The organism is Streptomyces sp. NPDC047315, from assembly GCF_040643215.1.
GTDB lineage: Bacteria > Actinomycetota > Actinomycetes > Streptomycetales > Streptomycetaceae > Streptomyces.
In genome coordinates this window covers 240,411-250,012 of record NZ_JBEYTZ010000002.1, presented here as the reverse complement: position 1 = coordinate 250,012, position 9,602 = coordinate 240,411, and the positions used below count along the sequence as shown (strand labels likewise).

Below are 9,602 nucleotides of genomic sequence, written 5' to 3'. Positions count from 1 at the left end.
CTGACCCGTGGAAAACCTGATTGCGCTGCTCATCGCGGCGCCCCTGCTCGGAGCGGCGGTGCTGCTGTGCGGCGGGCGGCGCCTCGATCGCACGGGCCACTGGCTCGGCACCGCGCTCGCCGCCGCGTCGTTCGTCATCGGCGCGGTCCTCTTCGTGGACATGCTCGGCAAGTCCGCCGACGACCGCGCCATGCACCAGAAGCTGTTCAGCTGGATCCCCGTGGAGGGCTTCCAGGCGGACATCGCCTTCCAGCTCGACCAGCTCTCGATGACGTTCGTGCTGCTGATCACCGGCGTGGGCACCCTGATCCACGTGTACTCGATCGGGTACATGGAGCACGACGAGCGCCGTCGGCGCTTCTTCGGCTATCTGAACCTCTTCCTCGCGGCGATGCTGCTGCTCGTCATCGCCGACAACTACCTGCTGCTGTACTTCGGCTGGGAGGGCGTCGGCCTCGCGTCGTACCTGCTCATCGGCTTCTGGCAGCACAAGCCCAGCGCGGCGACGGCCGCGAAGAAGGCGTTCCTGGTCAACCGCGTCGGCGACATCGGCCTGTCGATCGCGATCATGCTGATGTTCACCACGTTCGGGACGTTCGCCTTCGGCCCGGTCCTCTCCTCCACTGGGGAGGCCAGCGAGGGCAAGCTGACCGCCATTGGCCTGATGCTGCTCCTCGCGGCCTGCGGCAAGTCGGCACAGGTGCCGCTGCAGTCCTGGCTGGGGGACGCCATGGAGGGCCCGACCCCGGTCTCGGCCCTGATCCACGCGGCCACGATGGTGACCGCCGGCGTCTATCTGATCGTCCGCTCCGGCGCGATCTTCAACGCGGCGCCGGACGCCCAACTCGTCGTCGTCATCGTCGGCGCGGTCACGCTGCTCTTCGGTGCGATCGTCGGTTGCGCGAAGGACGACATCAAGAAGGCGCTCGCCGGATCCACGATGTCCCAGATCGGGTACATGATCCTGGCGGCCGGCCTCGGCCCGATCGGCTACGTCTTCGCCATCATGCACCTGGTGACGCACGGCTTCTTCAAGGCCGGGCTGTTCCTCGGCGCGGGTTCCGTGATGCACGGGATGAACGACGAGGTCGACATGCGCAAGTACGGCGGCCTGCGGAAGTACATGCCGGTCACCTTCGTCACCTTCGGCCTCGGCTACCTCGCCATCATCGGCTTCCCGGGCCTGTCCGGCTTCTTCTCCAAGGACCTGATCATCGAGGCCGCATTCGCCAAGGGCGGCACCGAGGGCTGGATCCTCGGCGGGGTGACCCTGCTGGGCGCCGCGATCACCGCGTTCTACATGACGCGCGTGATGCTGCTGACCTTCTTCGGCGAGAAGCGCTGGCAGCCGGACGACAAGGGCGAGTTGCCGCATCCGCACGAGTCCCCGAAGTCCATGACGATCCCCATGGTCATCCTGGCCTTCGGCTCGGTCTTCGCGGGCGGCTTCTTCGCCATCGGCGACCGCTTCCTGCACTGGCTGGCGCCCGTCACCGGCGAGTCCCACGGCAATCCGCCGATCAGCGCCGGCGCGGTGACCACCTCCACGGTCGTGGTGCTGCTGATCGGCGTCGGCATCGCGTACGGGATGTACGGCCGCCGGCCGGTGCCGGTCACCGCCCCGCGCGGTTCGGCGCTCACCCGGGCCGCCCGCCGCGACCTGCTCCAGGACGACTTCAACCACGTGGTCCTGGTCCGCGGCGGCGAGCACCTGACCCGCTCCCTGGTCTACGTCGACCACAAGCTGGTGGACGGCGTCGTCAACGGCACGGCAGCGTCCGTCGGCGGACTCTCCGGCCGGATGCGCAAGCTGCAGAACGGCTACGTCCGCTCGTACGCCGTCTCGATGTTCGGAGGTACGGCGGTGCTGATCGCCGCGACCCTGCTGATGAGGGCGGTGTAACTGCGATGTCCTTCCCGCTCCTTACGGCGACGGCGGTGGTCCCGGCAGTCGGGGCGATCGTCACCGCTGCGGTGCCCGCCGCGCGCAGGACGGCGGCCAAATGGCTGGCCCTGCTGTTCTCGCTGGTCACGCTGGTGCTGGCGGTGGTCGTCCTGGTCCGGTTCGACCCGGACGGCGCGCGCTACCAACTCACCGAGTCCCACTCCTGGATCGCCGAATTCGGCGTGCGCTACGAACTGGGTGTGGACGGCATCGGGGCCGTGATGGTCGCGCTGACCGCGCTGCTGGTCCCGTTCGTCATCCTGGCCGGCTGGAACGACGCCGACGCCCAGGAGACCGGCAGCTCCCGCTGGCGCCCCACCCAGGGCTTCTTCGCCCTGATCCTGATGGTCGAGGCGATGGTGGTGCTCTCCTTCGAGGCCACCGACGTCTTCCTCTTCTACATCCTCTTCGAAGCCATGCTCATCCCGATGTACTTCCTCATCGGCGGCTTCGGGGACCGGGCCCACCAGGGCACGGACGCCAACGCGGCGGCGCAGCGCTCGTACGCGGCCGTGAAGTTCCTCCTCTACAACCTGGTCGGCGGGCTCATCATGCTCGCCGCGGTCATCGGGCTGTACGTGGTCGCCGGCAGCTTCTCGCTCTCCGAGATCGCCGACGCGCGGGCCAGCGGCTCGCTGGACATGGCGACCAACACCGAACGGCTGCTCTTCCTCGGCTTCTTCTTCGCCTTCGCGATCAAGGCGCCGCTGTGGCCGCTGCACACCTGGCTGCCGAACGCGATGGGGGAGGCCACCGCTCCGGTCGCCGTCCTGATCACCGCGGTGGTCGACAAGGTCGGCACCTTCGCGATGCTCCGGTTCTGCCTCCAGCTCTTCCCCAACGCCTCCGAGTGGGCGACCCCGGTGATCGTGGTGCTGGCGCTGATCAGCATCGTGTACGGGGCGCTGCTCGCGGTCGGCCAGCGCGACATCAAGCGGCTGATCGCGTACGCCTCCATCTCGCACTTCGGCTTCATCGTCCTCGGCATCTTCGCGATGACGTCGCAGGGGCAGTCGGGCGCGACGCTCTACATGGTCAACCACGGGATCTCGACCGCGGCGCTGATGCTGGTGGCCGGGTTCCTGATCTCCCGGCGCGGCTCGCGGCTCATCGCGGACTACGGCGGAGTGCAGAAGGTGGCGCCCGTCCTCGCGGGCACCTTCCTCGTCGGCGGTCTGGCGACGCTGTCGCTGCCCGGGCTCGCGCCGTTCGTCAGCGAGTTCCTGGTCCTGGTGGGCACCTTCTCGCGCTATCCGGTCGCCGGCATCATCGCCACGTCCGGCATCGTGCTGGCCGCGCTCTACACCCTGGTCCTCTACCAGCGGACGATGACGGGCCCGGTCAAGGAAGAAGTGCGCAAGATGCCGGACCTCAGGCCGCGCGAGCTGGCGGTGGTGGCGCCGCTGATCGCGCTGCTGCTCTTCCTCGGCGTGTACCCGAAGCCGGTGACGGAGATCGTCAACCCGGCGGTGGAACACACGCTGTCCGACGTACAGAAGCAGGACCCCCGGCCGGAGGTGGAGGCCAAGTGAGCCCGACAGCTGTCCACAACCTGTGGACGACGGCGGCCGATCCGGTCGGCAAGATCAATGCGCCCGACATCGAGTACGGCCAGTTGGCGCCGGTCCTGATCGTGGTGGGCGCGGCGGTCGTCGGTCTGCTCCTGGAGGCGTTCCTGCCGCGCAGGATGCGCTACCACGCGCAGATCGTGCTCACCTCGTTCGCACTGATCGCCGCGTTCGCCGCGATCATCGGCCTCGCCGAGGCGGGGTACGGCACGTCCAAGGTGAACATCGCCGCGATGGGCGCGATCGCCATCGACGGGCCGACGCTCTTCCTCCAGGGCACCATCCTGTTGGTGTCGTTGGTCGCGGTCTTCACCTTCGCCGAGCGCAAGCTCGATCCGGAGGCGCACGGCCAGAGCGTGGACTCCTTCGTGGCGCAGGCCGCGGCGGTGCCCGGCAGCGACAGCGAGAAGGCCGCGGTCAAGGCCGGTTTCACCACCACCGAGGTGTATCCGCTGGCGCTGTTCGCGATCGCCGGCATGCTGGTCTTCCCCGCGGCGAACGACCTGTTGACGCTCTTCATCGCGCTGGAGGTGTTCTCCCTCCCGCTGTACCTGCTGTGCGCGCTGGCCCGCCGCAAGCGGCTGATGTCGCAGGAGGCCGCGGTGAAGTACTTCCTGCTGGGCGCCTTCTCGTCGGCGTTCCTGCTGTTCGGCATCGCCCTGCTGTACGGGTACGCGGGCTCCGTCTCGTACGCCCGGATCGCCGACGTCGTCGACGGCACCGTCCGCACCGTGGACCCGGCGCTCGCCGACACCATGGGCAATGACGCCCTGCTGCTCGTCGGCTCGGCGATGGTCCTGATGGGCCTGCTCTTCAAGGTCGGCGCGGTCCCGTTCCACATGTGGACCCCGGACGTCTACCAGGGCGCGCCCACCCCCGTCACCGGCTTCATGGCGGCGGCGACCAAGGTGGCGGCCTTCGGCGCGCTGCTGCGGCTGCTGTACGTGGTGCTGCCCGGGCTGCGGTGGGACTGGCGGCCGGTGATGTGGGGCGTCGCGATCGTCACGATGCTGGCGGGCGCGATCATCGCGATCACCCAGACGGACATCAAGCGCCTGCTGGCGTACTCCTCGATCGCGCACGCCGGGTTCATCCTGGCCGGTGTGATCGCGGTGACGCCGGAGGGCATCTCCTCCGTCCTCTTCTACCTGGGGGCGTACTCGTTCGTCACGATCGGCGCGTTCGCGGTGGTCACCCTGGTACGCGACGCGGGCGGCGAGGCGACGCACCTGTCCAAGTGGGCGGGGCTCGGCCGACGTTCGCCGCTGGTGGCCGCGGTCTTCGCGGTCTTCCTGCTGGCCTTCGCCGGCATCCCGCTGACGTCCGGCTTCTCCGGGAAGTTCGCCGTCTTCAAGGCGGCGGCGGAGGGCGGCGCGGGCGCGCTGGTGGTGATCGGCGTGATCTCCTCCGCGATCGCCGCGTTCTTCTACATCCGGGTCATCGTGCTGATGTTCTTCAGCGAGCCGAAGGCGGACGGCCCGACGGTCGCGGTCCCGTCGGCGATGACGATGACGGCGATCGGCCTGGGCGTGGTGGTCACCCTGGTGCTGGGCGTCGCCCCGCAGTACTTCCTGGACCTGGCGAGCCAGGCGGGCGTGTTCGTGCGCTGATCGTCGCTGCACGCACGAGGGCCCGGCCCGCTCCCGACTCGGGGAGGGGGCCGGGCCCTCACACGTACGGCGTCAGGTGTTGCGCGACCGCTTGGGGGCGATCTCGGCGAGGTCCAGGTCCACCGGGAAGGGGACCGAGACCTTCATCCGGTCGTGGAAGATGCCGGTGGCCACGTACTGGCCCGTGGCGGGCTCCCGTTCGAAGACGTACACGACGGCCCGTCCCCTGTCGTTCTCCACCCGCCAGTAGTGGGTGATCCCGGCCCGCGCGTACTTGAGGGGTTTGGTCTCGCGGTCCCGTCCCACGGATTCCGGCGAGACGACCTCGACGGCGAGGAGTACGGAGGAGGCGGGAAACCGGGTCTGGTCCGCGTCCTCGACCACGTCCGCCCGCACCACCACGACATCGGGCTCCGGCCGGTTGTGCTGGTCGACGTCGATGGTGAACCTCACGGAGACTTCGTATTCCTCGGGGGCGAGCAGGTGCAGCTGGCGCCCGAAGAGGCTGACCGCCCGTGCATGGAACAGAGTCTGCGGACTCGCGAAGACGAGGCTCCCGTCGATCAGCTCCGTGTGCGGAGGCAGGTCCGGAAGCGTGTCCAGATCGTCAGCGATCCAGCCGCCCGCAGGCGGAACCGGCCACGTCGACCCGGGCCGAGGGGGCTCGGGTTCGACGCTCATCTGTGCTCCCATGCGACGGAGTCTCGTCGGTGCGGTCAGGTTGTCGGGCGCGGGAACGGAGAAGGGTCGTTGGAACGGGTGAACGGGCGCGCGGTGTTGACGCGGCCCGCTCCCGTCAGGGCGTCAGGGCGTCGGGACGATGCGGCCGGTGACCTCGCCGAGGCCGACGCGTACGCCGTCCGGGCCCGGGGACCAGGCCGTCATCGTCACCACGTCGCCGTCCTCCAGGAACGTCCGCTTGCCCTCGGGGAGTTCGAGGGGGTCCCGGCCGTTCCAGGTCAGCTCCAGCAGGGAGCCGCGCTGGTGGACCTCGGGGCCGCTGACCGTGCCGGAGGCGAAGACGTCGCCCGTGCGGAGGGAGGCGCCGTTCACCGTCATGTGGGCGAGTTGCTGCGCCGCCGTCCAGTACATGGTCGCGAAGGGGGGCTCGGCGACGACGTGGCCGTTGATGGCGACGGTGATCCGCAGGTCGAAGCCGCCCTTCTCCTCGTCCGTCGAGTCGTCCAGGTACGGCAGTACGGGGACGTCCCGCGCGGGCGGGTCGGTGCGCGCCGCGTCCAGGGCCTCCAGCGGGGTCACCCAGGCCGAGACGGAGGTGGCGAACGACTTGCCGAGGAAGGGGCCGAGCGGCACGTACTCCCACGCCTGGATGTCGCGCGCGGACCAGTCGTTGAGGAGGAAGAGCCCGAAGACGTGGTCGCGGAAGTCCGCGAGGGGGACCGGGTGGCCGGGCGTCGACGGCGCGCCGACGAGGAAGCCGACCTCCGCTTCGATGTCGAGCTTGACGGAGGGGCCGAAGACGGGCGCCGGGTCCGCGGGGGCCTTGCGCTGCCCCTGCGGGCGCACGACGTCCGTGCCCGAGACGACGATGGTCCCGGAGCGGCCGTGGTAACCGATCGGGAGGTGCTTCCAGTTCGGGGTCAGGGCTTCGCCGCCGGGGCGGAACATCTGGCCGACGTTGGCGGCGTGGTGCTCGCTCGCGTAGAAGTCGACGTAGTCGGCGACGTCGTACGGCAGGTGCATGGTGACGGCGTCGAGCGGGTGCAGCAGGGGCTCGACGTCGGCGCGGTGCGCGGGGACGGTGACCCACGCGGTGAGCGCGCGGCGCACGTCGTGCCAGCTGGTGCGGCCGGCGGCGAGCAGGCGGTTGAGCGACGGCTGGTCCAGGAGTGCGGTGTAGGGGGAGCCGAGGGCGCGCGCCGCCGCCCCCGCGTCGAGGACGTAACGGCCGATGCGGACGCCGAGCCTGCGCCGGTCGGGTTCGGCGGCGGTGGTGAAGACGCCGTACGGGAGGTTGTGCGGCCCGAAGGGGTCGCCCTCGGCCAGGTCGAGCGGGCTCTGCTCGGACATCGGTGCCTGCCTCGCTTTCCGCGGTGGATCCACGCTGTGGGGTCCACGTTACGTGGGGGGCGCACGGGTCCGGCAGGGCGCGATCACCCGGCGATCCGAGGGAATCGTTTCTTCCAGGTGCGGTGGAACACCGCCTCCCGGCCGGCCCGGCAGATCACTTCGTCCTCGGCGACGAAGTCCGCCGCGTCGCAGGCCAGGGAGGAGCGGACTTCGACCGTGGCCGTCCAGGTGCCAGTGCCGGTTCCGGGCTGCTGTGGTGCGCCGTCCGCGTCGGAGACGGAGTCGCGGGGGTCCTCCGGGCGATGGAAGCGGACCGTCCACTTCGTCTCGGCGCGGGCGCTGAGCGGGTCGTCCTCCTGGATCGTCCGGATCTCGACGGCGTCCTCGAAGAGTTCGAGCCCGTCCGGATAACGGCGTTCGCGCTGGGCGTCCCGGGGTCGAGGGTCGGTCTCCACCCGCCACTCCCCGGTGTCGACGTCCCTGATCACGCGGCGTTCCACCGGCTCCTCGCCGGGTGCGGCGAGCGGAGCGGCCGAGCTGATGCCGAGCGGCTCGGACCGTTCCGGTTCGGCCCGGGGCGGCCGGTCGGCGGGCCGGTTCGCGCCGGACCGGACCGGCAGGTCCAGCCGGGAGCCCCCCGGGACGAGGACGAACCCGGTCGAGCCCGTCTGCGGCCACACCCACGGCCAGTACGCCGACGAAACCGCCAACCGGATGCGGTGTCCGGGCGGGAAGACGTACCCGATGGAGTGGAGTTCGAGGGCCACGTCCTCCGTTTCGCCCGGCGTCCAGGCGTGCGCACGCTCCCGGCCGTGCCGCGCCGCCAGGTTCAGCACGCCGCGGGTGACGAGCGCGGACGAGCCGTCGGGTGCGACGTCGCACAGCCGTACGACGACTTGGCCGTGCGGCACGTCCATCCGCAGCCGCAGCGTCACGCGCGGGTTGCCAAGGACGGCGACGCCGCCGCCCGCACCGCTCCCCGCGACGTCCTCTCCCTCCTCTTCTGCGTCACCCTCGACGGGGAATTCGAAGCACGCGGAGCGCGCGTCCTCGCTGCGCTGATCGGGGGCGCGGTCGGACGTACGACCGGTCGTCGACAGCCAGCGCCCCGCGTCCACACCGGTGTGCTGGGGCGTGGCGACGAGCCGGGGAGGGCCGGTGAGGGGGTACGGAACGGTCCGTACGCGGGGGGACGGCCAGGCGTCCTCGGCGATCCAGTGCCCCGGGCCGTCGGGGTCGTTGTGCGCTCCGGGCGCTCCGGGCGTCGCGAGCCAGACCCTCAGTAGGGGTTCTTCGGCGGACGGGCCGTCCACGCCCCGTAGGTGCGGCTCCCACCACCGCAGCGTCTCGTGCAGGAAGCCGATGGCCGGACCGGGGCGTCCACGGTCCGGGTACTGGTGGGACCACGGCCCGACCAGGCCGCGCACCCGGTTCGCCGGCAGCGCCGCCAGCAGTCGCAGGACGGTGTCGCGGTACGGGTCGCGCCATCCGCCGACGGCGAGGACGGGCACCCGTACGGAGGCGAGTCCGGCGCCGCCTCCCACGGCGCGGTCGTCCCAGAAGTCGTCGCGGAGCTGGTGTGACAGGAGGGCGTGCAGGGGCGGCGTCACGGTCTCCAGCCGGGCCGCCCACAGCTCGCGCCAGGCGCCGCCCGCGTACGCGGGGTCGGGCGGTCGGCACGCCTCGGCCAGCAGCGCGGTCGCGCCGGAGTGCAGGGAGTCGGCCGCGACCGAGCCGCCGAGGTAGGCGCCGCCGTTGTCGTACGGGGCGTCGGTGGCGCCTACCGCGACCACGGCCGCCAGGGGGCCCGGCGCGAGCGCGGCGAGGCGCAGGGCGACGTCGGCCCCCGCGCCCAGCCCGAAGGCGCCGATCCGGCCGGTGCTCCAGGGCTGGGCGGCCAGCCAGTCGACGACCTCGGCGGCGTCGGCGGCGGTGGCGGTCGGGTCGGCGGCGGGGGCCGGGGAGCCGGTGCTGTTGCCGTGGCCGCGGGCGTCGACGCGTACCGAGGCGTACCCGTGCGCCGCGTACCAGGGGTGGCGCTGGGAGTCCCGGGCCGCGGTGGCGTCGGTGAGCCGGTCCGGTGCGTACTCCAGCAGGACGGGGGCAGGGTCGTCGGCGGGCGGGCGCCAGACGCGCGCGTGGAGGAGGGTGCCGTCGTGCAGGGGGATCCGTACGTCGTCGTGGCGGACCGGGGCCCCCGGGGGCGGGAGAGGGGGTGGCGTTGGGGGTGTTGCAGAGGGTACGGATGGTGCGGGAGGACGGGCGTGGCTCATGGCGTGCCTCGGTGCACGGGGTGCGGGGCGGGCCCGTCGAACGGGTCCGTTCCCGGCCCGTCCGCGGCCCTGGCTGCGGCCGTGATCGGGGCGTGATCCGGATCCCGGTGAAAAGGCTCACCCCTGGGCGTATGTGCTGATCACGAACATACCGGCGGAGGCGGGAAGGCGCTCA

6 protein-coding genes are annotated in these 9,602 nt (G+C 71.2%); 3 read left to right on the top strand and 3 right to left on the bottom strand.

Annotated elements, in window-relative coordinates; genetic code table 11:
- Positions 1-7: 7 nt before the first annotated feature.
- Genes nuoL through nuoN form a run of 3 tightly spaced genes read left to right on the top strand, consistent with a single transcriptional unit; the run spans position 8 to position 5,123 of the window.
- Entirely contained in the window at positions 8-1,903 is a 1,896-nt protein-coding gene (gene nuoL, locus ABZ842_RS03045) for an NADH-quinone oxidoreductase subunit L (protein WP_361530623.1), read from the top strand.
- A gap of 5 nt (positions 1,904-1,908) precedes the next feature.
- Entirely contained in the window at positions 1,909-3,477 is a 1,569-nt protein-coding gene (locus ABZ842_RS03040; RefSeq protein ID WP_361530620.1) for an NADH-quinone oxidoreductase subunit M, read from the top strand.
- A complete protein-coding gene (gene nuoN, locus ABZ842_RS03035; RefSeq protein WP_361530617.1) occupies positions 3,474-5,123 on the top strand; it encodes an NADH-quinone oxidoreductase subunit NuoN in 1,650 nt (549 codons plus the stop codon). Before ABZ842_RS03040 ends, nuoN begins: the two co-directional genes overlap by 4 nt.
- Positions 5,124-5,195: 72 nt before the next feature.
- On the opposite strand, the gene ABZ842_RS03030 is transcribed toward nuoN, so the two are convergent.
- The 3 genes from ABZ842_RS03030 to ABZ842_RS03020 form a co-directional block, all read right to left on the bottom strand.
- Positions 5,196-5,804 carry a Uma2 family endonuclease gene (locus ABZ842_RS03030; protein ID WP_361530614.1) on the bottom strand — a complete coding sequence of 203 codons (609 nt, stop codon included), beginning with the start codon at positions 5,802-5,804 and terminating at the stop codon, positions 5,196-5,198.
- A gap of 123 nt (positions 5,805-5,927) precedes the next feature.
- Positions 5,928-7,154 (bottom strand): fumarylacetoacetase, encoded by a 1,227-nt coding sequence (gene fahA / locus ABZ842_RS03025; protein ID WP_361530611.1) that lies wholly within the window; start codon positions 7,152-7,154, stop codon positions 5,928-5,930.
- An 83-nt stretch (positions 7,155-7,237) separates the two neighbouring features.
- A complete protein-coding gene (locus tag ABZ842_RS03020) occupies positions 7,238-9,427 on the bottom strand; it encodes a CocE/NonD family hydrolase (protein ID WP_361530608.1) in 2,190 nt (729 codons plus the stop codon).
- Positions 9,428-9,602 lie beyond the last annotated feature (175 nt).

Bases quoted from the DNA above. Each gene is read 5' to 3' on its own strand.
- ABZ842_RS03040 (WP_361530620.1), top strand. From the start codon at position 1,909: ATGTCCTTCCCGCTCCTTACGGCGACGGCGGTGGTCCCGGCAGTCGGG.
- ABZ842_RS03030 (WP_361530614.1), bottom strand. From the start codon at position 5,804: ATGAGCGTCGAACCCGAGCCCCCTCGGCCCGGGTCGACGTGGCCGGTT.
- fahA (WP_361530611.1), bottom strand. From the start codon at position 7,154: ATGTCCGAGCAGAGCCCGCTCGACCTGGCCGAGGGCGACCCCTTCGGG.
- ABZ842_RS03020 (WP_361530608.1), bottom strand. From the start codon at position 9,427: ATGAGCCACGCCCGTCCTCCCGCACCATCCGTACCCTCTGCAACACCC.